This window comes from Nocardioides sp. URHA0020 (assembly GCF_000620705.1).
In the GTDB taxonomy this organism is placed as follows: Bacteria; Actinomycetota; Actinomycetes; order Propionibacteriales; family Nocardioidaceae; genus Nocardioides.
In genome coordinates, this window is record NZ_KK211165.1 from 41,622 (window position 1) to 66,297 (window position 24,676).

Here is a 24,676-nt window from a genome sequence, read left to right on the forward strand (position 1 = left end):
TGGTCGAGCATCACACCGGGTTGGCGCCGTACGTGACCGCTCCGGAGATCTCCCGCGCGAGCGTCGGCCTGCGCAGCGAGCGCGGCCCGATCCTGCTCGCCGTCATGCTCAGCCTCGGGCTGGTCGCCATCGACTCGACCATCCTCGCGACAGCGGTGCCGGCGGTCGTGGGCGACCTCGGCGGTTTCACGCAGTTCCCCTGGCTGTTCTCGGTCTACCTGCTGGCGCAGGCGGTGACCGTCCCGATCTACGCCAAGCTCGCCGACCAGTACGGCCGCAAGCCGGTGATGCTCGTCGGCATCGGGCTCTTCCTGCTCGGCTCGCTGCTGTGCGGCCTGGCCTGGAGCATGGGGGCCCTGATCGCCTTCCGGGCCGTGCAGGGGCTCGGCGCCGGTGCGGTGCAGCCGATGAGCATGACGATCGTCGGCGACATCTACACGCTCGAGGAGCGGGCCAAGGTCCAGGGGTACGTCGCCAGCGTCTGGGCGGTGTCCGCGGTGATCGGCCCCACGCTCGGCGGACTCTTCTCCGACTACGCGTCCTGGCGCTGGATCTTCCTGATCAACCTCCCGCTCGGGCTGCTCGCCGCGGTGATGATCTGGCGCAACTTCCACGAGCAGGTGGAGCGCCGGGCGCACCGGATCGACTACGCCGGCTCGCTCCTCCTCTCCGGGGGAGGGGTGCTCCTCCTGCTCGCGCTGCTCGAGGGCGGTGTCCGCTGGGGCTGGGGCTCGGGGGTGAGCATCGCGCTGTTCGTGAGCTCGGCCGTCCTGCTCGCGGGCTTCGTGCTGGCCGAGCGGCGGGCCGCCGAGCCGGTCCTGCCGCTGTGGCTGCTGCGGCACCGCGTCGTCGTCGCGGCGATGGCGACCTCGCTGGTCGTCGGCGTGCTGATGATGGGCCTCTCGACGTACGTCCCGCTCTACGCGCAGAGCGTGCTGGGGTACGGCGCCGTCGTGTCCGGCTTCGCCCTGGCCGCGATGACGCTGGGCTGGCCGATCGCGGCGTCGAGCTCCGGGCGGCTCTACCTGACCCTCGGCTTCCGCTCGACGATGCTGATCGGCGGCGCGATCGCGGCGGTGGGCACGTCGCTGCTCCTGCTGGTCGGCCCCGACAGCTCGATCCTGGTGCTGGCGCTGCCGTGCTTCGTGATGGGTCTCGGCTTCGGCCTGGTCGCCAGCCCGTCGATCATCGCCGCCCAGACGTCGGTGACCTGGCAGGACCGGGGCGTCGCGACCGGCTCGACGATGTTCGCCCGCTCCGTCGGCAGCGCGCTGGGCGTCGCGATCTTCGGGGCGCTCGTCAACCACGAGGTCGCCGCGCGCCTCGGTCGGGGCGTGCCGGACGTCTCGAGCCTGACCCCGGAGGTCCTCGACCCGGCCATCCACCAGGTCTTCCTGGTCTCCGCGGTGATCGCGGTGGCGCTGCTCGGCGTCGGTCTGCTGATGCCGCGGACGGTCAGCGAGCCGGACGCGCCGCCAGGATCGAGCTGAGCACACCGGGGTACTCCGCCTCGACGTCGTCCAGGCGCAGCCGCTGGTGGGTCTGGCCGCCGATGACGCTGCGATCGGTGACGCCGGCCTCGCGCAGGATCTTGAAGTGGTGGCTCGCGGTGGACTTGCTGACGCCGTCGTAGAGCTGCGCGCACGGCGCCGGCCCGCCCTCGGCGTACATCCGCCGCACCATCTCCAGCCGCACCGGGTCGGAGACGGCTGCGAGCACCTCCTGGAGGGTGCCGACCTGGGTGACCTCGTCGGTGTCCGTCATGTGGCTCTCCTCACCTCGGTTTGATAATCATCGAACCGAGTCCTACAGTCATCCCGTTCGATCTACATCGAACTTAGCACGCAGGAGGACGAGATGAGCGCGATCGTGACGCAGCAGACGACGGGCCGGCCGACCGGCCCGATGACGGGTCCGCCCGCCGACCACACCACCGGTCAGCGCTGGGCGTACCCGCTCCTGATCGTCCTCCTCGCCGCCTCGATGGGCGTCTCCGGTGCGCCGGCGCCGCTCTACGGCCTCTACGAGCAGCGCTGGCACCTCGCGCCCCTCACGACCACGCTGGTCTTCGCGGCGTACGCCGTCGCGGCGCTGCTCGCCGTGCTGATGGCCGGCCAGGCGTCGGACAAGTACGGCCGCAAGCCGCTGCTGCTCGCGGCCGCGGTCGGGATGATCGCCGGTCTGGTCGTCTTCATGACCGCCGACGGCCTGGCGGCGCTCTTCGTCGCGCGGGTCCTGCACGGGGCCTCGGTCGGCACGGCGGTCGTCGTCGGCAGCGCCGCACTGCTGGACCTGCGTCCGGCCCGCGGAGCGCGCACCGGGCACCTGACCGGGATCATGATCAACGCGGGCATCGCGGTCACCATCCTGGGCGCCTCGCTGCTGGCGCAGTTCGCGCCGCACCCCTACGTCGCGCCGTACGCCGCCGTCGCGGTCGTCATCCTGGCGATGCTGCTCGGGCTGGTGGCGATGGTCGAGCCGCACGCCGCCCGGACCGGTCGGACCTCGGGCCGACTGCGGCTGACCCGTCCGCACGTGCCGGCCTCGATCGCGGCGGACTTCCGCTTCGCCGTGCTCGGCGTGATGGCGGCCTGGTCCGTGCTCGGCGTCTACCTCTCGCTCTTCCCGACCTTCGCCGGCCAGTCCACCGGCGTGCACAGCCTCGTCTTCGGTGGTGCGGTCGTCGCCGCGATGGCCGGGTCGGCCGCGCTCAGCCAGGCGCTCGGTGGCCGGCTGCTCGCCAAGCGGGCCGCGATCATCGGCGACTTCGGCACGGCGGCCGCGCTCGGCGTCAGCGTCCTCGCCCTCGACAGCGGGCACGCCGGCCTGGTCGGTGCCGCGGCGGTCTTCATGGGGCTGTCGTTCGGGCTCGCCTTCGGCGGCTCGCTGCGCCACCTGGGCAGCGTCGTGCCCGCTGGCCAGCGCGGACAGGTGATGTCGGCGTACTACGTGCTCGGCTACAGCGCCATGATCGTGCCGACCATCCTCGCCGGCTGGGCCGCGACGGTCTGGGGGCTGGCCGCGATCTTCCCGTGGTTCTCCCTCGCCGTCGCGCTGGCCTGCATCACCGCCGGCACGCTCGGGCTGACGGGTCGCGAGCGCAGCCTTCCCTTGGTTGCGGGCAGCCCGTCCTGACGGCTTGGATCTGCGCATGACCGCCCGTGACCTCAGCGATGCCGACGCCCCGATCGGACCGCACCCGGACGAGCCGCACCAGACCGGGCTCAACAACCGGCTGAACTGGCTGCGCGCGGCCGTGCTCGGCGCCAACGACGGCATCGTCTCGACCGCCGGCATCGTGATCGGTGCGGTCGGCGCGACCAGCGACCGGTCCGCGATCGTGATCGCCGGCGTGGCCGGCCTCGCCGCAGGGGCGATGAGCATGGGCGCTGGGGAGTACGTCTCGGTCAGCACCCAGCGCGACTCCGAGCTGGCGCTGCTCGACAAGGAGCGGCGCGAGCTGCGCGACGAGCCCGACGAGGAGCTAGCCGAGCTCGCCGGGATCTACGTCGACAAGGGCCTCGACGAGGAGCTCGCCCTCGAGGTCGCGGTCGCGCTGACGAAGAAGGACGCCCTCGGCGCGCACGCCGAGGCCGAGCTCGGGATCGACCCCGACGACATCACCAGCCCCTGGAACGCCGCGATGGCGTCGACGATCTCCTTCACGATCGGCGCCCTGCTGCCGCTGCTGACGATGACGCTGGCCACGCCGGCCGTACGCCTCTGGCTCACGGTTGCCGCGGTCGTCGTCGCCCTGGCGATCACCGGGTGGGCGAGCGCCCGCTTCGGCTACGGCAGCGCGCGCCGCGCCGTGCTGCGCAACGTCGCCGGCGGGCTCTTCGCGATGGTGGTCACCTACGGGATCGGCTCCGCCCTCGGCACTCAGATCGGCTGATGCGGGCCTTCGTCGCCGTGGTCCCGCCACAGGAGGCGGTGGAGCACCTCGACGCCTTCCTGGAGGTACGGCGGTCCGCCGCACCCTTCCGCTGGGCCGCGAGCGACCAGCTCCACGTGACGCTCGCCTTCCTGGCCGAGGTCGAGGAGCGCCGGCTGGACGAGCTCGTCGAGCGGCTCGAGCGGGCGGCGGCGCGCCGTACCGCCTGCGCGACGCGGATCACCGGGGGAGGGGCGTTCCCGGACGCCGCGCGAGCGCGGGTCCTGTGGGCCGGCCTCGACCTCGACGAGTCGGGCGGCCTCGAGCTCGATCGCCTCGCCACCGGCTGCCGTGCGGCCGCGAACCGGGCGGGCATCGCGGTCGACGGACAGCGGTTCCGCCCGCACGTCACGCTGGCCCGGCTCGGTCGTCCGACCGAGGTGTCGAGCTGGATCCGGCTGCTCGACGGGTACGCCGGGCCGCCGTGGCGGGTCGACCGGATCGCGCTGGTGGCGTCGTACCTCGGCGAGGGCCCGCGGGGGCGACCCCGCTACGAGACGGTCGAGGAGCTCGCGCTCGGCTGATCCCCGATCCGTCGCAACGCGGACAGCAGCGCCGCATCCGGGCCGTCGCCGCCCTGCAGCGCGTCCACCAGCTCGGCCGGGAGGTCGTCGAGGCCGCGCACCTCCTCGTGCAGACGCTCCATGGTGGTGTCCAGCGCGTACGCCGTCTCGGCGGCGTCGTGCAGACCGTCGAGGAGCTCGGTCGGGATGTCGCGGCGGTACTTGTAGTAGATCTTGTGCTCGAGGCTGGCCCAGAAGTCCATGGCGATCGTGCGGAACTGCACCTCGACGACCACCGGCACCTCACCGCCCGAGAGGAAGACCGGGACCTCGACGAGGGCGTGCAGGCTGCGGTAGCCGTTGGGCTTGGGCTGCTTGATGTAGTCGCGGACCTCGACGATCGTCACGTCCTGCTGCTGGGCGAGCAGGTCGAACACGCGGTAGACGTCCGACGCGAAGCTGCACACGACCCGGACACCGGCAATGTCGGTGACCCGGTCCCGGACCTCGTCGAAGGACGCGAGGTCGGCGAGGTCGACGCCCTTGCGCGCGATCTTCTCGACCAGGCTCTCGGGTGACTTCAGCCGCGACGAGACGTTCTCGATCGGGTTGTAGTCGTGGAGGTGCGTGAACTCGTCGCGCAGGATGTTGAGCTTGGTGACCACCTCGTCCATGCCGAACCGGTGCTCGAGCATGAACCGGCGGAAGTGCTCGTCAGGCAGGGGCGGCGGTGCTGCAGTCACCCCACCACCGTACGGAGTGGACCTGTCCGTCAGGTGAGAGCCCGCCGTACGGTCCAGGCGCCCGCTCCGACCAGCAGCAGCCCGAGGACGCCGAGGGGCAGCAGCGCCCCGGACGCGCCGGTGGCCGGCAGGACGGCGGCACCCGGTGTCGCTCCGCCATGGGGGTCCGCGACCGTCGGGGTGTCCGCCGTGGCGGGCCTGACCACGAGCGACGCGCGCACCACCAGCGCATCGCCCACCTGCCTGCCGTCGAGGACGGGCTGCAGCTCCACCTCGGCAGCCAGCTCCGTCGTCTCGTCGACGGTGGTCTCGCAGGTGACCCGGGTGCTCCCGCCCGCGGGCACGGAGAAGTCGTCGTCGTCGCAGCCCGGTGCGCCGGTCAGCTCTAGCACGCCGTCCTCGAGCGCCACGTCGCCGGTGTTGACGACGTCGATCGAGACGGTGAACGGCGTCCCCTCCTCGGGCACCTCGGGAGTCGTGGTGATGTCGACGCGCGCCGCGGGCTCGGTCACGTCGACCGTCGCGGTCGCCCGGTCGGTGACGTCGAAGCCGGCCGGCGACGTCGCGGTCACCGTGGCGGTGTTGCGCAGGTCGTCGGTGCCGGCGGTCGACGTGCACGTCCACTGCTCGGTGGCGCCGACCGCGAGGGCGGCGGAGGTGCGGTCGCACCCGGGGGTCTGCGGGTCGGTCACGGACACGTCGGCGAGCGGCACCGAGCCGGTGTTGCGGACCTGCAGCGACCAGGTGACCAGGTCGCCGGGGGCCGCGCGCTCGACGTCCGCGGCCTTCGTGATCGTGATCGCCGGCGCCTCGGTCGTGACGGACGCCGACGCGGTGTCGCTCACGCCCAGGCCCAGCCCGTCGGTCCCGGTCGCGGTGGCGGTGTTGGTGAGGTCGGCGGTGACGGTGCCGGTGCAGTCGTACGTCGTGTCCGCGCCGGCTGCGAGCGGGCCGAGGTCGCGACGGTCGCAGGCGTCGACCACGTCGTCGTCGACGGCGACCGGGTCCAGCGGGGTGTCACCGGTGTTGTCGACGCGGATGGTCCAGGTGACGGGGTGCCCCGCACGGACGACGGCCGCCGACGCGGTCTTGGACACGGCGATCGCCGGGTGGAGCACGTCGACGGTGGCCCTCGCCGTGTCGGAGAGGGCGCCTCCACCAGCATCCGTGCCGGTCACCGTCGCGGTGTTGGTCAGGTCGTCGGCGGGCGCGGTCGACGTGCACGTGTAGGTGCTCTCCTGCCCGGCGGCCAGGGCGCCGACGGCGCGGGCGCAGCCCGGCACCTCGACGTCGGCAACGGCGACGCCGGTGGCGTCGGCCGTGCTCGGGTTGGACACCCGGATCGTCCAGGTCAGCGGGTCACCGGGGTGGGCGGCCGCCGGGCTGACCGACTTCTCGATGCACAGCGACGGGACCGGCACCGAGAGCGCGAGGCCGGTGAGCAGGAACGCGTCGCCACTGGTCCTGACCTGCAGCGCGGCCGACGTGTCGCCCGGGGCGATGACCCCCGACGGCACCGTCAGCGAGGTCGCGTCGATCGAGAAGTTGTTGGGGTAGTCGGGGGAGCCCTGGTGGTCGGCCGTGGAGTTGAAGAAGTTGGCGAGCGCGCCGGTGTTGGGCTCGGGGAGGTTCGTCCCGTTCAGGAGCAGCTGGTCGCCGGTCTGGCCGCTGTCACCCTCGAAGGCCGTGACGCCGAGGTGGGCGGGAGTCCCGGCGACGCGCAGCCCGGCGACGGTCGCGTCGAGCGGCGGGTCCGAGACGCCCTGGCGGACGTGGCCGTCGTACACGAAGACCTCCCGCCGCTGCACGGCGCACCCGGCGTCCGGGGTGTCGTAGACGACCGTCACCGACCAGCCACCCCAGCAGCCCAGGCCCGTCGGGGCGAAGACGTTGCCGACGGTGACCGTCACGGGACGGCCGTCAGGGAGGTCGGCGAACGCGTCACTGACATCGGCGTCGGCGCTGTAGTAGCCGACCGAGGCCGTGTCGGTCGTGTAGCCGGCCGGGCTCACGTCGCGGGTGGCGGCGTCACCGACGGTGAGGCGCACCTGCTGCGTCGCCGCCGAGCCGGGCGGATAGGTGCCGGCGGCGCCCACCCCGCACTGCTGCCCGTCGCGGTTGCCGCCCCACTGGAGCCGGGCGTACGTCGCGTGCGCGCCCGCCGGGATCGTCACGCTCGCCGTCGAGGAGTTGTACGTCGTCGGGTCCGGGTCGACGTCGGCGTACGTCATCGCGAAGCGGTTGTTGTTGAAGGAGTTCCCACGCCTGCTCGCGGCCAGGCACTCCGTGCGCGCTGTCCCCGCGGCGACCGGGCAGACCAGGACCGCGTTGCCGGAGATGGTGAAGTCGCCGTTGACCTGCTCGTCGTGGATGCGGGTGAGCGGCGCGAACACCGCGGCGTCGCTCGGCGACGGGGCCAGGGCCATCGCCAGCGCGAGCTGCGTGCCGGCGGCGACGACCGCCAGGAGGACCCGACTCGACCAGCGCGGCACGCCTACCCCTCGGTCCGTTGCCCGCGGTACCCGAGCCGCGTGCCGGGTCGAGCCTAGGTCAGGAGGTGGCCCGGGTCACGCCCCGAGCTGTGATCGGGATCGCGCCGTACGGTCATGACCTCGGCGCCGGTGCCTCGTTGGGGGGGCATGACGGACGACGACGACCAGCGCCGCGGCCGGGACGACGGCCACCGGTACGACGCGCCCGAGACCGACGAGAGCCGGGCCAGCAAGGAGTGGGTGTACGTCGTCCTCGGCGTGCTCGTCCTGGTCCTGATGGTCCTGGTCGCGACCGGCAAGGTGCAGATCTTCCCGGGCGGGTAGCCGGGGCCGTCGGAATCACCGGTTCACCGGTGATCGCCTCACTTCTCAGGCGTTGCAACAGCCGAGAAGTGCCGCGATCCCCGGTGCACCGGTGATTCCTGGGGCAGGCGGGACCAGCCCGCTCAGCCCACCACGCCGTACAGCCGGTCACCGGCGTCGCCGAGGCCGGGGACGATGTAGCCCTTCTCGTTGAGCCTCTCGTCCATCGCGGCGGTCACCACGGTGACGGGGACGTCGAGGCCCTCGAGCTCCTTCTCCAGGCGGGCGCAGCCCTCCGGGGCGGCCAGCAGGCAGACCGCGGTGATGTGGTCGGCGCCGCGGTCGGTGAGGAACTTGATCGCCGCGGCGAGGGTGCCGCCGGTCGCGAGCATCGGGTCGAGGACGTAGCACTGGCGTCCGGACAGGTCGTCGGGCAGGCGCTCGGCGTACGTCGCGGCCTCGAGCGTCTCCTCGTTGCGGATCATGCCGAGGAAGCCGACCTCGGCCGTGGGCAGCAGGCGCATCATGCCGTCGAGCATGCCCAGGCCGGCGCGCAGGATCGGGACCACCAGCGGCCGGGGCCTCGCCAGCTTGATGCCGGTGGCGGGGGCGACCGGCGTGACGATGTCGAAGGGCTCCACCCGGACGTCGCGGGTGGCCTCGTAGGCGAGCAGCGTGACCAGCTCGTCGGCCAGGCTGCGGAACGTCGGGGAGTCGGTGCCGACGTCGCGCAGCACGGTGAGCTTGTGGGCGACGAGCGGGTGGTCGACGACGTGGGTGCGCATAGCCGGAACACTAGTGCTCCACCAGGGAAAGGGGCTTGGCCGCACCAACCTGGTCTGACACTCTGGAAGACCCAACGCGGCACTCGGAAACGGAGGCACGCCATGACCGACGACATCGAGGCCGTCGACTTCGCTCTGGCCGCGTTCCGCGAGGAGGGCGTCTGGACCGTCGCCGAGCTCGCCCACGACGTGATCGAGGACGTCGACCGGCTCTCACACGCGCTGCGCCGCCTCCCCGGCGACGGTGGTGCGGTCGGCCTGGTCGCGATGGACGAGGACTTCTTCGTGATCGTCCGGGTCGCTGGCCCGACCACCCGCGTGCTGCTCTCCGACATCACCGCCGCCGACGAGTGGGAGCTGGCCAGCTCGGCCGTCAGCTTCCTCGGCCTGCCGCCGCCGGAGGACGAGGACGACCAGGTCCCGGCGGGTGACCTGGACCTGCTCGGAGACCTGGGCATGCACGCGATGGACATGGGCGTGCTGCTCGACGACGTCGACCTCTACCCCGACGAGATGCTCTCCGACGTGGCCCGCAGGCTCGGGTTCGGCGAGCTCTTCGACGACGCGATCGGTCTCACCTCGGCGTGAGCATCGGACGCTGGGACGGCGCGATGCTCGCCGCCCTCGAGGAGGCGCGCGCCGCGCTGGCGACCGACGACGTCCCCATCGGCGCGGTCGTCCTGGACCCGAGCGGTACGCCGGTCGGGCGCGGCCGCAACGTCCGCGAGGCCGACCACGACCCGACCGGGCACGCCGAGGTGGTCGCGCTCCGCGAGGCGGCCCGGGCGCGCGGTGAGTGGCGGCTCGACGGGCACACCCTGGTCGTCACCCTGGAGCCGTGCACCATGTGCGCCGGCGCCGCCGTGCTCGCCCGGGTGGGCCGCGTGGTCTTCGGCGCGTGGGACCCCAAGGCCGGTGCCGTCGGCAGCCTGTGGGACGTCGTACGGGACCGTCGCCTCAACCACCGGCCCGAGGTCGTCGCCGGGGTGCTGGCCGACGAGTCGGCGGCGCTGCTCGAGGAGTTCTTCGCCGGCCATCGCTGACCGCGGTGCTGATACCAACCGTCCGTCCTGGTGATTGGCGGGGCCGCGGCCGGGCCGTGAGGGTGGTCACATGCGAGTTCGAGTCGAGCACCTGGACCACCCCGTCGGCATCTCCGAGCGGCGGCCGCGCCTCTCCTGGCAGCTGCCCGCCGACGCCGTCGCCCAGGACGCCTACGAGCTGGAGGTCGACGGGACGTCGTACGGGCGGACGGACTCGGCCGAGACGGTGCTCGTCCCCTGGCCGGCCGACGAGCTCGGGTCCGGAGAGCGGCGCCGCGTCCGGGTGCACGTGTGGGCCGACGGTCGCGACCTCGGCTGGTCGGAGCCCACGGGGCTCGAGACCGGGCTGCTGGACGCCGCCGACTGGACGGCCGCCTGGGTCGGCGCGGACGAGGCCGAGGTGCCGCCCGCCGGCGAGCGGCCGGCGTACCGCCTGCGCGGCGAGGTCTTCGTCAACGCCCCCGTGCGCAGCGCCCGGCTGCACGTCACCGCCCACGGCCTGCACGAGACCTCGCTCGACGGTGTCCGGGTGGGCGACGACGAGCTCGCGCCCGGCTACACCGAGTACGCCGTGCACACGCACGTGCGCGTCCACGACGTCACCGAGCGGCTCACCCCGGGCCGGCACGTGCTCGACGCGCTGCTGGCCGACGGGTGGTTCCGCGGCAAGGTGGGCGCACCGCGGGCCAGCGACCAGTGGGGCGACCGTACGGCGTACCTCGCCCAGCTCGTCGTCGAGCACGAGGACGGCACGACCACCGTGCACGGCACCGGGCCGGACTGGCAGTGGACCACCTCGCACGTGGTGGCTGCCGACCTCATCGACGGCCAGCGCGAGGACCGACGCCTCGTCGAGCCCAGCGGCTGGCGGCCCGTCGTCGTCGCGGAGGTCGGCTACGACGCGCTGACCTCCTCGCCCGCCCCGCCCGTGCGGGCCGTCGAGGAGCTGCGTCCGGTGTCGGTGACCGCGGTCCGCGACGGCGTCCAGGTGGTCGACCTCGGCCAGAACATCAACGGGCACGTGCGCCTGAGCGCCCTCGGCCCGACGGGGACCGAGGTCACGCTCACCCACGGCGAGGCCCTCGGCGCCGACGGCGACGTGACGATGGACCACCTGGTGCCGAACCTGCCGTTCCTGCCCGACCTCACCGCCGGCCAGGTCGACCACGTCGTCTCCGCGGGGGTCGAGGGCGACGTCTTCGAGCCGCGCTTCACCACCCACGGCTTCCGCTACGTGCGCGTCGAGGGCGACCTGCCGCCGATCTCGGCGGCCGACGTCACCGGCGTGGTGGTGCACACCGACCTGCCGCGGCGCGGTGGGTTCACCTGCTCCGACGAGCGGCTCAACCGGCTCCACGACGCCGCGGTCTGGAGCTTCCGCGGCAACGCGTGCGACGTGCCGACCGACTGCCCGACGCGCGAGCGGGCCGGGTGGACGGGCGACTGGCAGCTCTACGTGCCGACCGCGTCGTACCTCTACGACGTCGCCGGCTTCTCCCTCAAGTGGTTGCGCGACCTCGCCGCGATGCAGTGGGACGACGGCACCCTCAACAACATGGCGCCGATCCCGGTGGCCGAGCGCACCGGCTTCCTCGAGCAGGTCAACGGCTCGGCAGGGTGGGGCGATGCCGTCGTGCTGGTGCCACTCGAGCTCTACCGCGAGTACGGCGACGTCGCGGTGCTCGCCGAGCTGTGGCCGGCGGTGGTGGCGTGGCTGGACCGGACCGAGCGGATGGCCGGCCACGACCGGCACCCCGACCGGATCGCCCGGCACCCCGAGCCGCGTCCCCACGACCGCTACCTGTGGGACACCGGCTTCCACTGGGGCGAGTGGCTCGAGCCCGACGGCAACCCGGCCGACTTCGAGGCCTTCATCAAGGAGGACAAGTCCGTCGTCGCCACCGCCTTCTACGCCTGGTCGACCCGGCACGCCGCGGAGATCGCGAGGGTGCTCGACGACAAGGTGGCCGCCGACCGGTACGACGAGCTGTCGCGCGCCGTCGTCGACGCGTGGGTCGCGGAGTTCGTGGTGGAGGGGCGCGTGGTGCCCCACACCCAGGCCAACCTGGTGCGCGCGCTGGCCTTCGACCTGCTGCCGGAGTCGCTGCGCCGGCGCGCGGCCGACGACCTCGCCATGCTGGTGCGGGACGTCGGCGTCCACGTCGGCACCGGCTTCCTCGCCACCCCCGACCTGCTGCCGGTGCTCGCCGACCACGGCCACCTCGACCTGGCCTACGAGCTGCTGATGCAGGACAGCTCGCCGTCGTGGCTGGCGATGGTCGACCGCGGCGCCACCACCGTGTGGGAGCTGTGGGACGGCATCGACGCCGATGGCGTGCCGCACGAGTCGCTCAGCCACTACTCCAAGGGTGCGGTGATCTCCTTCCTGCACCGCTACAGCGCCGGACTGCGGCGTACGTCGCCCACGTGGCGCACCTTCGAGGTCGCCCCGCGTCCCGGCGCAGGGCTCACCTGGACCCGCACCCACCACGACTCCCCGCACGGCCGGATCTCGGTCGCGTGGGAGCTGAGCGAGGGGGGCCTCTCCCTGGACGTCACCGTCCCGCCGGGCTGCACCGCCACCGTCGTGCTGCCGTCGGGTGCGACGGAGGAGGTGGGCCCGGGGGAGCACTCATTCGGCTGAGGTCGGCGCTCTCAGAGGTAGATGTGCCGAGCCGCGAAGCCCGCGCGGACGGCGTCCGCGGCCCGACGGCCGTCACGCGCCAGTGCGGCGTCGTACGTCGCCTTCGCCGCGGCCTGGAAGGAGGTGTCGGGCGTGTAGTCGAACTGGCTGTCGATCAGCGTGGTGTCCCACGCCCGCGAGCCGATCCCGAGCGCGGCGTACCGCTGCCGGATGTCCCACAGGGCTCCGCTCCAGATCGTGCCGTCGGCGTGCACCTCGCCCTGTCGGTCCTCGAGCACCAGGCCGGAGTCGAGCCGACGCAGGCAGTGCGGCCTGGTCGAGGTGTAGGAGACGGAGTCCCAGTCGGCCACGCACGGTGCGGGGGTCCTGACCGGCCAGCCGTACTGCCCGGCCGCGTCGAGGCCGACGGTCACCGCGAGGTAGTCGCCGAACGCCTCGCCGATGGAGCCCGCGTCCAGGCTCGAGCCGAAGCCGGGCACCTGCGAGTCGTGCACGGCGTGCCCGTACTCGTGGACGATGACCTCACCGTCCTCGCCGTCGTCGACGCCGCCCTTGCCGAGCCGGATGAAGTCCTGCTTGTCGGTGGAGTAGCTGTTGTCGATGCCGTACTGGTCGACCCGCACGTCCTGGCTCTCCGCGTTGACGGCCGGCAGTCGGGTGCCGAAGCCCAGGGACTGCAGGTACTCCTGGGCCTGGTTGACCCAGAAGTACGCCATCACCTGCTCGAAGCGGTCGTCGTCGCGGGTGTAGACGAAGCTGTTGACCGTGCTGTACGCCGCGGGCCCGGTGCTGCTGCGCACGTTGGCCCACCTGCCGTCGAGGTAGCCGGAGCCGTCGAGGTTCCGCAGCGCGACGGAGGCGTACGCTGTCGCGGGGACCGCCGAGGCGGCGTCCTTCTGGTCGGTGAGGGACTGGTCGCCCGAGGACTGGACCGGGTTGACCTCGAAGACGCTGCCGGTGCCTGTCGTGCTGTCGCTGCCCGGCTTGGTCGCGTCGGCCGGGGCGGCGAGGACGCCCGCGCCGAGCAGGCAGGTGGCGGCGAGCATCGCCGCCGCGGTCCGAGGTGTGTGGATCATCCGATTCCTCCCGAGCAGGTTCCCCGCCGGGACCGATGTCTCGACAGCAGGACATGTCGTGAGAGGGGAGTGCCGTTACATCCACCGGGACGGATCAGTCCCGCGGGCCGCCGTGCATCAGGCCGTCGAGCCCGCCGATGCTCTCCACCAGCTGGGGGTCGAGCTCGCCGTCGACCAGCACGAAGACCACCCGCGCGACCTCGGTGCCCCGGTTGGCCCAGGCGTGGTCGGTGCCGCGCTGCACGACGATGTCGCCGGCGCGCAGCGTGACCTCGGAGTCGTCGAGGACCAGGGTGATCTCGCCCGAGAGCACGATGCCGTAGTCGATCGACGCCGTGCGGTGCACCGGGGACTGCAGGCCACGCTCGTCGAGGTGGCCGGGAGCGAACTCGTTGATCCGGATCTTCGTGCCCAGCGGCGGTGGCGGTACGGCGAGGGTGCGCTGCGTCGGCTCGTCGGGCTCGACGGCCGTCACCCGCGCGGGCGCCCCGGACGTGTTCCAGACCTCGTGGAAGTCCACGCCGTCGTCCGGCAGCGACCGGCTCACCGGCACCGGACCGTCCGACAGCACCACGGACACTCCGGAGGGCGTGTGGCCGGTGACCACGCGGCGGGGGATGCTCGTCATGGCGCCGAGTCAACGGCAGCCACACGGGCGCAGCAAGGCTCCGGCCGATCGCGGCCTCACATGCCAGGCATCGACGCGAGCGCCCGCACGAGCTCGTGGTCGGCCGCCAGGTCGGGCGCGACCGGGCCCAGCACCCGCTCGACCGCCGCCTCGTCGACCGGTCCGGGTGCGACGACCCAGCGGACCCAGGCCGCGACCACGCGTGCCGAGCCGGTCGGCAGCCGTCCCGCGGCGCGCTCCGCCCGCAGGCTGGGCAGGATCCGCGCGGGGATCTTCTGGTCGCCGTCCAGGGCGACCTGGGCGAGCAGGTGCCGGATGCCCGGGTTGGCGAAGCGGGCCAGCAGCGCGACGCGGTAGGCCGCCGTCTCCGCCGGGGACTGCGGCAGCCGCCGGGCCGCCTCGTCCCACCACTCCTCGACCCAGCCGCGCAGCGTCGGGTCGGTGACCGCCTGCTGCACCGTCTCGTGACCGCGGGCGAGCCCGGCGTACGCCAGCAGCGAGTGGGCGCCGTTGAGCAGCCAGAGCTTGCGCCGCTCGTACGGCGCGACGTCATCCACGAACGTCGCGTCCCAGTCCGGCCGACCGGCCGGGAACGCCCCGCTGAGGACCCACTCGGAGTAGGCCTCCGTCACCACCGGCGCCCGGTCCTCGACGCCGGTCTCCGCGAGCACCAGGGCCCGGTCGGCGTCCGTGGTCGCCGGGGTGATCCGGTCCACCATCGTCGTCACGAAGTCGACGTGGTCGTCGATCCAGGCCCGCAGCCCGGGCTCGGCCAGCTCGCGCACCACGGACCGCAGCATCGGGCCGTTGGCGGGGAGGTTGTCGCACGGCACCAGCGAGATCGCGCCCGCCCCGGCAGCGCGCCGCGCGGCGAGGCCCGCGACCAGCCGGGCCGGGGCGGCGCCGGGGCCCGGGCCGTAGCCCGCCTCGGTCACGGTGATCGTGACGACGCAGACCGCCGGGTCGGCGAGGTGCGCCAGCCACGCCTCGTGCTCGGAGGCCGCCCGGACGTCCGAGAGCGCGGCGATGCGGCGGAAGGTCGGGCCCGCCGGGCCCTGGGTCACCAGCGTGTAGCGGCCCCCCTGCGCGCGCAGCGCCTCCGCCAGGGCGGGACTGCGCCCGGTGAAGGCGGCGATGCCCCAGTCCTCGGCGTCCGGAGCGAGGTCGGTGTACCAGGCCTGGTGGGCGCGGAAGAAGCTGCCGAGGCCCAGGTGGACCAGCCGCACCGGCCTCACAGCTTGAACACCCGTCGCGGGCTCTCCACGAGCTCGCGGATCGTCTCGTGGGCCTCGTCGTCGGCCAGCCGGTGCTCGACGACCAGCTGGGCGAGGTGGCCCGCGTCCAGGCGTCGGGCCATGTCGTGCCGGGCCGGGATCGAGCAGAAGGCCCGCGTGTCGTCCACGAACCCCGACAGCTTGCCGAAGCCGACCGTCTCCGTCACCGCCGAGCGCCAGCGCCGGATCGCGTCGGGTGCGTCGAGGAACCACCACGGCGCACCGACGTACACGCTCGGGTAGAAGCCGGCCAGCGGTGCGATCTCGCGGGAGAAGACGGTCTCGTCGACCGTGAAGAGCACCAGGTGCAGGTCGGGGTGCACCCCGAAGCGCTCGAGGATCGGCCGCAGCGCATCGGTGTACTCCATCGCGAGCGGCAGGTCGTGGCCCTGGTCGGGCCCGAAGCGCTCCAGCGTCGGACGGTGGTGGTTGCGCCGGATGCCCGGGTGCAGCGTCATCACCAGGCCGTCCTGGGTCGACATCCGCGCCATCTCGAAGAGCAGGTGCCGGCGGTACGCCGTGGTCTCGTCGGCGCTGGCCCGGCCGGCGTACGCCGCGCGGTGGATCCGGTCCGCCTCGACCTCGCTCAGCGGCTCGGACCCCAGGTCGACGTGGCTGTGGTCCGCCGATGTGCCGCCGTGGGCGACGAACCACGCCCGGCGTCGCTCCAGGGCGTCGACGAGGCCGGAGCGGGTGCCGGCATCCACGCCGGCGGCCGACCCGAGCGCGTCGACGGCTGCGCGCCAGCCCGGCTGCCCGGGCTCGAGGTAGCGGTCGGGGCGGAAGGTCGGCAGCACCCGGCCGGTGAAGCCGGGGTCCGCGGCGAGGGCGGCGTGCGGCGCGAGGTCGTCGACCGGGTCGTCGGTCGTGGCCAGCACCTCGATGGCGAACCGCTCGAAGAGCGCGCGCGGCCGGAACTCGGGCCGCTCGAGACAGCCCGCGACCTGGTCGTAGAGGGCGTCGGCCGACTGCTCGCTCGGGCGCTGCGTGACGCCGAAGATGTCGGCCAGCTCGGACTCGAACCAGTAGGCCACCGGCGTCCCGCGGAAGAGCGGCCAGTGGCTGCACAGGACGCGCCAGATCTCGCGCGACTCCGCCTCGGTCGGGTCGTCCACGCCGACACCCAGCCGCTCCAGGCCGATGCCGTGGGCGTGCAGCAGCCGCTTCACGTAGTGGTCCGGGGTGATCAGCAGGCTGGCGGGGTCGCGGAACGGCTCGTCGGCGAGCAGCAGCGACGCCTCCACGTGCCCGTGCGGCGACAGGATCGGCAGCGCGGCCACGGACTCGTACAGCTCGCGCGCCACGGCGCGGGTGGTCGGGTCCGGCGGCAGCAGCCGGTCGGGGTGGGGCTCGAGGGCGGGCACCCCTCCACTGTCGCGCCGGCCGGTCCCGCTGGCCATCGGTTGCCACCTGTTGTCGCGGCCCCCCGGCGCTCGGCGCAACACCTGGCAACCTCTTGTCGCGCGCTGCGGGGCCGTGCCTCAATGACCGGATGATGCGCCCCCAGGACACCCCGACCCGTGAGACGAAGTCGCTCGACGGGCTGTGGGACTTCGTGCTCGACGCCGCCGGCGACGGCCGCCGCGACCAGTGGTGGCGGGCGCCGCTGGTGGGCTCGCGCAGCATGCCGGTGCCCGCCAGCTACAACGACATCGTCCCCAGCGCCGACTTCCGCGACCACGTGGGTGACGCGTGGTACCAACGTCGGGTCCAGGTCCCGGCCGGATGGGTCGGACAGCGGATCGTGCTGCGCTTCGACGCGGCCACGCACCGGGCCACGGTGTACGTCGACGACGTCGAGGTGGTCTCGCACGAGGGCGGCTACACGCCGTTCGAGGCCGACGTCACCGCCCTGGTGACTCCGGGCAGCGCCGCCCGGGTGACGGTCGTCGTCAACAACGAGCTCACGTTCCGGTCCATCCCGCCCGGTGAGGTGCTCGACGACGGCGGCCGCCGACGGCAGCGCTACCACCACGACTTCTTCAACTACGCCGGGCTGCACCGGACGGTCCGCCTCTGCAGCACGCCCAGGGTCCACGTCGCCGACCTCGTCGTGACCACAGGGCTCGACGACGGCACCGGCACCGTGGGGTACGACGTCGAGGTCGGCGGCGGCGTCGCCGAGGTGAGCGTCGCGCTGGTCGACGCCGAGGGTCGGGAGGTCGCCACCGGGTCGGGCGCGAGCGGCACGCTCGTCGTGCCGGACGTGCACCCGTGGCGGCCCGGCGAGGGCTACCTCCACGACCTGGTCGTCACGTTGCACGTCGACGGTGTCGTCATCGACACCTGCACCCAGCCGGTCGGCGTCCGCACCGTCGAGGTGCGTGGCAGCAGCTTCCTCATCAACGGGGAGCCCTTCTACTTCAGGGGGTTCGGGAAGCACGAGGACGCGGCGGTGCGCGGCAAGGGCCACGACGACGCGCTGATGGTGCACGACTTCGAGCTCATGGCCTGGATCGGCGCCAACTCGTTCCGCACCTCGCACTACCCGTACGCCGAGGAGGTGCTCGACTACGCCGACCGTCACGGCATCGTGGTCATCGACGAGACCGCCGCCGTCGGTCTCAACCTGCCCCTGTCCGGCGGCCAGATCGGTGCCGACACCAGGGCGACGTACTCGTCCGAGACCATCGACGACACCACCCGGGAGGTGCACGCGCAGGCGATCCGCGAGCTCGTCGCCCGCGACCGCAACCACCCCAGCGTCGTCGTCTGGTGCATCGCCAACGAGCCCGAGACGACGTCGGAGGAGTCGCGGGCCTACTTCGCGCCGCTGCTCGACCTGACCCGCGAGCTCGACCCGACCCGTCCCGTCGGCGTCGTCAACATGTTCCTCGCGCCCGCCGGCCGCTGCCGGGTCAGCGACCTGTGCGACATCACGATGATCAACCGCTACTACGGCTGGTACGTCGACGCCGGCGACCTGGCCGCCGCCGAGGTGCGGCTCGAGGCGGAGCTCCGGGCGTGGGCGGCGCAGGGTCGGCCGGTGGTGCTCACGGAGTACGGCGGTGACGCGCTGCCCGGTCTGCACGCGATCGCGGACGTGCCGTGGACCGAGGAGTACCAGGTCGCGCTGCTCGACATGACCCACCGGGTGCTCGACCGGGTCGACGGGGTGGTCGGCGAGCACGTGTGGAACTTCGCCGACTTCGCGACCTCCTCCGGGGTCTCGCGGGTGGACGGCAACCGCAAGGGGGTGTTCACCCGCGAGCGCCGGCCCAAGGCCGTGGCGCACGCGCTGCGCCGGCGCTGGCGGCCCACCGCCTGACGCACCGCCTGACCCACCGCCTGAGCCGCTGGCAACCGGTTGCCGTTCGCGACTACGTTGACGGGGTGGCGAAGCAGGCGACGATCTACGACGTCGCGGCGCTGGCCGGGGTCGCGCCCTCGACGGTCTCCCGCACCTTCTCCCGGCCGGGACGCGTCAACGCCGAGACCGCGGCCCGCGTCCGGGAGGTGGCCGCGGAGCTGGGCTACCGCACGAACCGGATCGCGCAGGCCCTGACCACGGCGCGCACCGGAGTCGTGGCGCTGACCGTCTCCGACATCGGCAACCCCTACTACCTCGAGATCATCCGCGGCGCCGAGGCCGCGGCCTCCGCCGCCGGGTGCACGATGCTGCTCTCCGACTCCCGGGAGTCCGCCCGTCACGAGCAGCAGGTGCTCGAGCGGACGCTCCCGCTGGTCGACGGTCTCGTGCTCGCAGGCTCCCGGATGTCCGACACCGCCATCCGTGCGGCGGCCCGGCAGCGTCCGGTGGTGGTCCTCAACCGGGTCGTGACCGACCTGCCCAGCATCGCGCCCGACCACGCCCTCGGTGCCCGGAGCGCGCTGGAGCACCTCGCGGGGCTCGGACACCGCCGGGTCGCCTACCTCGCCGGCCCCGAGGCCTCGTGGGCCGACGGCATGCGCTGGCGGTCCGTGCTCGAGACGGGCCAGCAGCTCGGGGTCAAGGTCACCCGGCTGGGTCCCTACCCGCCGACGGTCGCCGGCGGGTCCCGGGCGGCGCAGGAGCTGCCCGCGGCCACCGGCGCGGTGGTCGCCTACAACGACCAGGTCGCGATCGGCCTGGTCCGGGGCATCCAGCAGCGCGGCGGTCGGGTGCCCGACGACGTCAGCGTCGTCGGCTTCGACAACATCTTCGCCGCCGACCTGGTCCTGCCCGGTCTCACCACGGTGGCCGCGCCGGCGCGGGAGATGGGGGCGCGGGCGGTCGAGACGCTCGTGTCGCGCGAGGGACGCACCTACGAGCGGGCGATGGTGCTCCCGACCCGGCTGGTCGTGCGGGGCTCGACGGCTCCACCCAGACGGAAGAGCACCTCGCCGGCCTGAGGCACGACCAGGGTCTCCGGGTCGGCGCCGTACGCCGCGAGGTCGACCTCGGCCGGGTCGAGGTGGTTGAGGTTGGCCGCGCGTACGACGGCCTCGGGGATGCCGGTCGCCAGCGTGACGGTCACCCGCAGCCGCTCACCGTGCTCGGCGTCGTACGTCCCGGCGCCGCGCAGGTGCGTCGAGTGCGCCAGCACCCCCCAGTGCAGGTGGGAGAAGCGCTCCCACTGCGCGGTGAAGTAGTCACGGCAGTGGTAGCCGATGTCGTTGATCTCCGGGTGCATCGCGGAGATCTGGGTGATGTGCGGGGCGTAGATGATCACCTCGCCGCCGTCGGCCACGACCGGCTCGACCTTGTAGAAGCCCTTGGCGGCGGTCCACATGTCGTCGTACTTCTCGGGGACCAGCGACACCACGCGGCGCACCGGTCGGTCCAGGTGGCGGATGTGGGTCCGGGCGGAGACGGCGGCGCACGCGGCCCAGGCGTCCTCGGGCGCGCCGAAGGACATCGCCCGCAGCGTGCCGCTCCCCGACGTCACCACGAGGCAGAGCGCGTGCCGCTCGGTCGGGATCATCGCCGCGGCCTCGTCGATCAGGGCGCGGACCGGGGTGGTGCCCGGCGTGCCGATGATCTCGACGCTGGAGATGAGCGCCCCGAGCCAGTGCGAGAGGTCGATGACCTCGGGGCCGGCGACGCCCGGGAAGAAGTACTTGTTGCCGCCCGAGAAGCCGACGACCTCGTGCGGGAAGACCGGACCGACGACGACCACCACGTCGCTCTCGACGACGTGCCGGTTGATCCGCACCTCGACGGCCTGGTCGAGCCGCCCGTCGGAGAGCTGTCGCACCCGGTCGGCCCCGATGCTGCCGAGCGACACGAACGTCTCGGGCTCCCACCACGCATGGTTCGCCACCACCAGGCCGGGGTGCGGCCCACCGACGTGGACGTCCAGCTGCTCCTCGCTCAGGGCCGCGTGCGTGCCGAGCGCGACCAGCGCGGTCATGGAGCTGACCCGGTCCACCAGCGCGGCGTGGATCTCCCGCACCAGCCGGGGCAGCGGGCAGCTGCGCGTGGCGTCCGGGATGACGAGGCAGACGCTCCTGCCGTCCAGGTCGAGGCCGTCGAGCGACGCCCGGACGAACGCGGCGACCTGTGCGTCGTCGAGCTCGACGTCCGGTCCGCCGATCAGGGTCATGCTCCGCACTCTGCCACCTGCCTGGAGATCACCGGAGGACGAGGCCCGCGTCCGGGTCGGGTCCCGGCGGCACGGCCGGGGTCAGGCGTGGCTGACGATCGGCCCGCCGTTCAGCGCGACCATCTCCGGCCACAGGCTGGGGATGTTCAGCGTGACCGTCGGCTCGTGGTCGGTGAGCTCGACGTACGCCCGGTGCAGGTTGCACACGACGCGCTCGCTCTCGGGCAGGTCGGCGTACGGGCTGTCCTGCAGGGCCTTCTGCGCCGCCTCGAGCGGCGTCAGCCCGGCGGCGTACGACGTCGTCGCGATGTCGCTGATCCACCCGACGTACGCCTCCAGCTCGTCGAGCACGCGGCCGACGTCCTCGCCGCGGCAGACCGGCCCGTGGCCGGGCAGCAGCACCTCGGGCTCGAGCGCCCGCATCCGCTGGGTGGCCCTCCGGAAGCCCAGCATCGAGCCCTCCATGAAGATCGGGTGGCCACCGGAGAAGGCGAGGTCGCCGGCGAACATCACCTTCTGCTCCGGCAGCCAGACGCCCACGTCGTTGGTGGAGTGCGCCGGACCCATGATCTTCAGCTCGACCGCGAACTCGTCGAGGTGCAGCGAGATGTCGCTGTCGATGGTCAGGTCGGGCGCGCGGACGACGAGGTCGCCGTAGTCGGCCGGCAGCTCCTGGGTGGCGGCCAGGCCGGCGCGCAGCACCCCCGCACGGCAGAGGTGGTGGCCGATGATCGTGGTCGTCGGCGGCAGGAAGCCGTTGCCGTAGGTGTGGTCGGGGTGCGAGTGCGTGTTGACCGCGATCTTCGGGTCACGCTCGGAGACGCCCGCGACCTCGGCCAGGAAGGCACGGTTGCGCCTCTCCGTCGAGGTGGTGTCGACGATGACGGCGTCGCCCGACGCGTCGGTGATGACGCCGCAGTTGTTCACCATCCAGCCGCCATCGGGCTGCACGAAGGCGAACACGCCCGGAGCCATCTCTTCGAGGTACGAGTCGCCGTCATCCCAGGTCATGGCTCCAGTCAGCCCGACGGCCCGCGACCGGACAAGAGTGGCGGCCATCACGTCCGCCGATCACTGGCATCCGTGATCGGCGGTTCTCGAGCCCGGCCGCCGCTCGGAGGCGTCGACCGTGCCGGCAACCGGGCCCGACCGGGCCGTGCGCCGGCCCACCCTTGGCCTGCGTCGCTACGTGGCGAGTCGGTCGAGCTGGTCCTCCAGGTCGATCGCCACGTCGTGCAGCAGACCGCGCAGCCACACCCCTGCCGGATCCTTCTCCCGCCGAGGGTGCCAGTGGGCCGCCTCGGTGATCCTGACCGGGTCCATCGGCGTCTCCGCGATCACGAGGTCGAGCATCTCGAGGCAGCGGCGGGCCAGCCGGGACGGCACGAAGGCGCACATGTCGGTGCCGGCGACGGCGAAGGGCAGCGTCAGCAGGCTGGTGACCTGCACCAGCACGTTGCGTCCACCGAGCCCCTTCTCCTCGACCTCGACCTCGAGGGGGCGTCGCCGGTCGCCGGCCGCGGCGAACTCGGCGACCGCGTGCGGCATCGTCATCAGGTCGTCGAGGGTGAGCGCCCCGTCCTCGAGGCGCGGGTGGTCCGCGGCCACCAGGCAGACCAGCTCGTCGGTGAAGACCGGCTGCGTGCGGCCCGGGAACTCGAAGCCGAGCGGTGCCACGAGGAGGTCACGCCGCATCAGCTGCGTCTCGACCTGGTCGCGCCGTACGTCGAGGGGGTCCAGGGCCAGCGTGCACCCCGGCGCCTGCTCGGCGAAGACGCGGGTGAGCGGCTCGGCGAGCACGGTCATGGCGTACTCCGAGATGCTGACCGTGAACCTCTTGGTGCTGGTCGCCGCGTCGAAGTCGCGCTGGTTGCCCAGCAGCGCCTCCGCCGCCTCGACCGCCTCGGCCACGACCGGTCGCAGGTCCTCGGCCAGGGGGGTCAGCTCGAAGCCCCGACCCGCTCGCACCAGCAGCTCGTCGTCGAACTGCTTGCGCAGCCGGGCCAGCGCCCCGCTCATCGCCGGCTGGCTCATCGTCATCCGCTCGCCCGCGTGCGTCAGGTTGCGCTCCTCGATCAGGGCGTGCAGGGCGAGCAGCAGGTTGGCGTCGACCCCTCGCAGCTGCTCCCTCACGAGTCCGACAGTAGTGGCAGAGTGACGCCCACCACATGAGGCCTCGGGCCTTCACACGAGACCCACAGGTACGACGAGCACGGTGGTCGCAGGGGCGAGCGCGGCAGCGCTCGGCACCACCATCCGGCGAGAGGAGATGCGCATGGCACTGGGCGGCACCGACCTCAACCTCCTCCTCCCGTTGAAGGTCCTGCTCGAGGAGGGCAACGTCACCCGCGCCGGCCAGCGCCTCGAGCTCAGCCAGCCGGCGATGAGCGCGGCCCTGGCGCGTCTCCGCAGGCGCTTCGACGACGAGCTCCTGGTCCGCGCCGGCCGGGACTACGAGCTCACCCCGTTCGCCCGCGACCTGCTGCCCGAGGTGCAGCACGCCGTACGCCTGATGGGAGCAGCGCTCCAGCTCGAGGACGAGTTCGAGCCCTCGACCTCCCAGCGCACCTTCCGTCTCACGATGAGCGACTACGCGATCGCCGTCGTCCACGAGCCGCTCGTGCGCCTGGTCGAGGCGGAGGCTCCCGGCGTCCGCCTCCGCATCGGCCACCTCGGGCCCGAGTCACGCTCCTCCGACCGGGTGCTCCTCGACAACGACGCGCTCATCGCTCCGCTCGGCTTCGGCTTCCCCGGCATCTCGCGTCCGCTGTGGCGCGACCGGATGGTGGTGATGGCCGACCGCGACAACCCGCGCCTGGTCGACGGCCGTCTCACGATGGCCGACCTGGCCGTGCTCCCGCACGCGGTCGGCTCCTTCGGTCCCGGCGTCCTCACCCCCGTCGACCGCGTCTTCGGCGAGCACGACAACGAGCGGCACGTCGCACTCCAGGTCTTCGGCTTCCTGCCGCTGCCCTTCGTCATCGAGGGCACCGACATGGTCGCCGTCGTCCCCGAGATGCTCGCGCGCATGCACCTGCGACCCGGGGGAGCGGTGGTCCTCGTCGAGCCGGCGTTCGGTGAGGTGCTCCTGCCGGAGGGCTACTGGTTCGCGCAGGACCGACTCTCGGATCCCGCGCACCGGTGGCTCTTCTCGCGCCTCGATGCCGTGCGCGACCAGCTCGCCACCACCGCCGCGGAGCGGACGCCGGTCGGCACCTAGTCCTCGATCACGTCCAGGCCCTTCGCGCGGAGCTGCGCCAGGCTGTCCAGCATCCCCTGCAGCACCTCCGGTGCGTGGCCCTCCCAGTCCTCGACCTCGCCGACGACGCGGAGCGGGGAACGGGTGCGGTAGGACTCCGTGGGGTTGCCGGGGAACTTCTTGTCCGTCACGTTCGGGTCGTCCTCGAAGGGCCCCAGCGGCGTGACGACGTAGATGTGTCCGCGCTCGGAGATGCCGGCGAGTGCGGTCGCGAGCTCCGCCCCCCACACCGCCGTCTCGAGCACGCCGGTGAAGTAGATGTTGTTGGAGACCCGGCCTGACTGGTAGTTGGAGCCGTGGCCCGCGACCAGCTCGTCGCCGACGCCGAGCACCGCCTTCGTCCCGTGGAAGAACGGTCCCGCGACGTCGGCGCAGCTCTCGTAGGTCACCGCCATGGCTCGATCCTTCCCTACGGCTGCGCCCACGACGAGCCGGTCCGCGCCGGACGGCAGGCGTGACGTACTGTC

23 protein-coding genes are annotated in these 24,676 nt (G+C 72.9%); 11 read left to right on the forward strand and 12 right to left on the reverse strand.

The window, feature by feature from the left end; all coding sequences use genetic code 11:
• The first annotated feature begins 32 nt into the window (after positions 1–32).
• The gene (locus N542_RS0103675; RefSeq protein WP_028642779.1) at positions 33–1,490 is read left to right on the forward strand and encodes an MDR family MFS transporter; all 1,458 of its coding nucleotides are present in this window, start codon (positions 33–35) and stop codon (positions 1,488–1,490) included.
• Here the strand turns inward: N542_RS0103675 and N542_RS0103680 are convergent.
• Positions 1,456–1,764 carry an ArsR/SmtB family transcription factor gene (locus N542_RS0103680; protein WP_028642780.1) on the reverse strand — a complete coding sequence of 103 codons (309 nt, stop codon included), beginning with the start codon at positions 1,762–1,764 and terminating at the stop codon, positions 1,456–1,458. The two genes, N542_RS0103675 and N542_RS0103680, sit on opposite strands and share 35 nt — an antisense overlap.
• 93 nt (positions 1,765–1,857) lie before the next feature.
• On the opposite strand from N542_RS0103680, the gene N542_RS23235 reads away from it, so the two are divergent.
• From N542_RS23235 to thpR, 3 genes are read left to right on the forward strand one after another with little or no spacing between them, the layout of a single operon-like run.
• Positions 1,858–3,135, forward strand: coding sequence for an MFS transporter (locus N542_RS23235; RefSeq protein ID WP_231482434.1), 1,278 nt, complete (start codon positions 1,858–1,860; stop codon positions 3,133–3,135).
• Positions 3,136–3,151: 16 nt separating this feature from the next.
• On the forward strand, positions 3,152–3,895 hold the full coding sequence (locus N542_RS0103690) for a VIT1/CCC1 transporter family protein (protein WP_051551365.1): 744 nt from the start codon (positions 3,152–3,154) through the stop codon (positions 3,893–3,895).
• Positions 3,895–4,458: an RNA 2',3'-cyclic phosphodiesterase gene (gene thpR / locus N542_RS0103695; protein WP_028642782.1), complete on the forward strand. Its 564-nt coding sequence runs from the start codon at positions 3,895–3,897 to the stop codon at positions 4,456–4,458. The genes N542_RS0103690 and thpR overlap by 1 nt, the downstream gene beginning before the upstream one ends.
• Here the strand turns inward: thpR and N542_RS23240 are convergent.
• Both N542_RS23240 and N542_RS23245 read right to left on the reverse strand, forming a co-directional pair.
• On the reverse strand, positions 4,425–5,180 hold the full coding sequence (locus tag N542_RS23240; RefSeq protein WP_231482441.1) for a GTP pyrophosphokinase: 756 nt from the start codon (positions 5,178–5,180) through the stop codon (positions 4,425–4,427). The genes thpR and N542_RS23240 overlap by 34 nt on opposite strands.
• Positions 5,181–5,209: 29 nt before the next feature.
• Positions 5,210–7,672, reverse strand: coding sequence for a DUF7507 domain-containing protein (locus N542_RS23245; RefSeq protein ID WP_051551367.1), 2,463 nt, complete (start codon positions 7,670–7,672; stop codon positions 5,210–5,212).
• A gap of 147 nt (positions 7,673–7,819) precedes the next feature.
• On the opposite strand from N542_RS23245, the gene N542_RS27370 reads away from it, so the two are divergent.
• Positions 7,820–7,996 (forward strand): hypothetical protein, encoded by a 177-nt coding sequence (locus N542_RS27370; RefSeq protein ID WP_155992845.1) that lies wholly within the window; start codon positions 7,820–7,822, stop codon positions 7,994–7,996.
• Positions 7,997–8,118: 122 nt separating this feature from the next.
• Here N542_RS27370 and upp read toward each other — a convergent pair whose 3' ends face one another.
• Positions 8,119–8,760: a uracil phosphoribosyltransferase gene (upp, locus tag N542_RS0103715; RefSeq protein ID WP_028642783.1), complete on the reverse strand. Its 642-nt coding sequence runs from the start codon at positions 8,758–8,760 to the stop codon at positions 8,119–8,121.
• Positions 8,761–8,862: 102 nt separating this feature from the next.
• Between upp and N542_RS0103720 the strand changes: the two genes are divergently transcribed.
• The 3 genes from N542_RS0103720 (at position 8,863) to N542_RS0103730 (ending at position 12,447) form a co-directional block, all read left to right on the forward strand.
• A complete protein-coding gene (locus N542_RS0103720; RefSeq protein ID WP_028642784.1) occupies positions 8,863–9,348 on the forward strand; it encodes a tRNA adenosine deaminase-associated protein in 486 nt (161 codons plus the stop codon).
• Positions 9,349–9,371: 23 nt separating this feature from the next.
• On the forward strand, positions 9,372–9,803 hold the full coding sequence (locus tag N542_RS0103725; RefSeq protein ID WP_028642785.1) for a nucleoside deaminase: 432 nt from the start codon (positions 9,372–9,374) through the stop codon (positions 9,801–9,803).
• A gap of 70 nt (positions 9,804–9,873) precedes the next feature.
• Positions 9,874–12,447, forward strand: a complete 2,574-nt coding sequence (locus N542_RS0103730; RefSeq protein WP_028642786.1) for a family 78 glycoside hydrolase catalytic domain — start codon at positions 9,874–9,876, stop codon at positions 12,445–12,447.
• 11 nt (positions 12,448–12,458) lie between these two features.
• Here the strand turns inward: N542_RS0103730 and N542_RS0103735 are convergent, their stop codons facing one another.
• The 4 genes from N542_RS0103735 to uxaC form a co-directional block, all read right to left on the reverse strand.
• A complete protein-coding gene (locus N542_RS0103735) occupies positions 12,459–13,523 on the reverse strand; it encodes a M36 family metallopeptidase (RefSeq protein ID WP_028642787.1) in 1,065 nt (354 codons plus the stop codon).
• Between the two features lie 94 nt (positions 13,524–13,617).
• Positions 13,618–14,151 carry a cupin domain-containing protein gene (locus N542_RS23250; RefSeq protein ID WP_051551368.1) on the reverse strand — a complete coding sequence of 178 codons (534 nt, stop codon included), beginning with the start codon at positions 14,149–14,151 and terminating at the stop codon, positions 13,618–13,620.
• Between the two features lie 56 nt (positions 14,152–14,207).
• Complete coding sequence (locus tag N542_RS23255) at positions 14,208–15,377, reverse strand: mannitol dehydrogenase family protein (RefSeq protein WP_036506285.1); 1,170 nt, start codon at positions 15,375–15,377, stop codon at positions 14,208–14,210.
• A gap of 5 nt (positions 15,378–15,382) precedes the next feature.
• Positions 15,383–16,789: a glucuronate isomerase gene (uxaC, locus tag N542_RS0103750; RefSeq protein ID WP_028642788.1), complete on the reverse strand. Its 1,407-nt coding sequence runs from the start codon at positions 16,787–16,789 to the stop codon at positions 15,383–15,385.
• A 128-nt stretch (positions 16,790–16,917) separates the two neighbouring features.
• Between uxaC and uidA the strand changes: the two genes are divergently transcribed.
• On the forward strand, positions 16,918–18,693 hold the full coding sequence (gene uidA / locus N542_RS0103755; protein WP_028642789.1) for a beta-glucuronidase: 1,776 nt from the start codon (positions 16,918–16,920) through the stop codon (positions 18,691–18,693).
• Between the two features lie 65 nt (positions 18,694–18,758).
• Entirely contained in the window at positions 18,759–19,757 is a 999-nt protein-coding gene (locus N542_RS23260; RefSeq protein ID WP_036506287.1) for a LacI family DNA-binding transcriptional regulator, read from the forward strand.
• Here N542_RS23260 and N542_RS23265 read toward each other — a convergent pair.
• The 3 genes from N542_RS23265 to N542_RS23270 all read right to left on the reverse strand — a co-directional run bounded on the left by N542_RS23265 (position 19,670) and on the right by N542_RS23270 (position 23,083).
• A complete protein-coding gene (locus tag N542_RS23265) occupies positions 19,670–20,950 on the reverse strand; it encodes a lactate racemase domain-containing protein (RefSeq protein ID WP_051551371.1) in 1,281 nt (426 codons plus the stop codon). The two genes, N542_RS23260 and N542_RS23265, sit on opposite strands and share 88 nt — an antisense overlap.
• Before the next feature lie 81 nt (positions 20,951–21,031).
• The gene (locus N542_RS0103770; RefSeq protein WP_028642790.1) at positions 21,032–21,961 is read right to left on the reverse strand and encodes an MBL fold metallo-hydrolase; all 930 of its coding nucleotides are present in this window, start codon (positions 21,959–21,961) and stop codon (positions 21,032–21,034) included.
• A 174-nt stretch (positions 21,962–22,135) separates the two neighbouring features.
• Positions 22,136–23,083, reverse strand: coding sequence for a LysR family transcriptional regulator (locus N542_RS23270; protein ID WP_051551372.1), 948 nt, complete (start codon positions 23,081–23,083; stop codon positions 22,136–22,138).
• A 142-nt stretch (positions 23,084–23,225) separates the two neighbouring features.
• Here N542_RS23270 and N542_RS23275 point away from each other — a divergent pair, with 142 nt between their 5' ends.
• On the forward strand, positions 23,226–24,170 hold the full coding sequence (locus N542_RS23275; protein ID WP_051551373.1) for a LysR family transcriptional regulator: 945 nt from the start codon (positions 23,226–23,228) through the stop codon (positions 24,168–24,170).
• Here N542_RS23275 and arr read toward each other — a convergent pair.
• Positions 24,167–24,604, reverse strand: coding sequence for an NAD(+)--rifampin ADP-ribosyltransferase (gene arr, locus N542_RS0103785; protein WP_028642791.1), 438 nt, complete (start codon positions 24,602–24,604; stop codon positions 24,167–24,169). The genes N542_RS23275 and arr overlap by 4 nt on opposite strands.
• Between the last annotated feature and the right edge of the window lie 72 nt (positions 24,605–24,676).